The sequence below is a fragment of the Halomonas sp. ND22Bw genome, from assembly GCF_003011945.1.
In the GTDB taxonomy this organism is placed as follows: Bacteria; Pseudomonadota; Gammaproteobacteria; order Pseudomonadales; family Halomonadaceae; genus Halomonas; species Halomonas halophila.
In genome coordinates, this window is record NZ_PXWD01000694.1 from 1 (window position 1) to 278 (window position 278).

Below are 278 nucleotides of genomic sequence, written 5' to 3' on the forward strand. Positions count from 1 at the left end.
GAGCATCGCAAGGCGCTTGTCCAGTTCACTGGCCTGGTGCTGCGCCACCTTCTGCTCGGTGGAGCGCCACAGGCCCGACAGCCAGCCACCGGCCACGCCCTGGCAGGCCTGCTTGCTCTGGCTGGTGCTCTGCAGGGTGGCGCTGAGCTGATTGAGCCGTTGCTTGATATCCAGGGTGATGCGGTTGCGCTGGGCCAGTTGAGCGCTGGCGTGCTCGCAGTCGAATGCGTCGTACCACTGCATGTCGAGGGTCAACTTCTGGATATCCAGGTTGATCG

At 63.7% G+C, this 278-nt stretch carries 1 protein-coding gene; it reads right to left on the bottom strand.

What is annotated here, in order from left to right; all coding sequences use genetic code 11:
* Window positions 1-255: hypothetical protein (locus CVH10_RS19910; protein WP_146143146.1), on the bottom strand; the 255-nt coding region annotated here is incomplete at its 3' end.
* Between the last annotated feature and the right edge of the window lie 23 nt (window positions 256-278).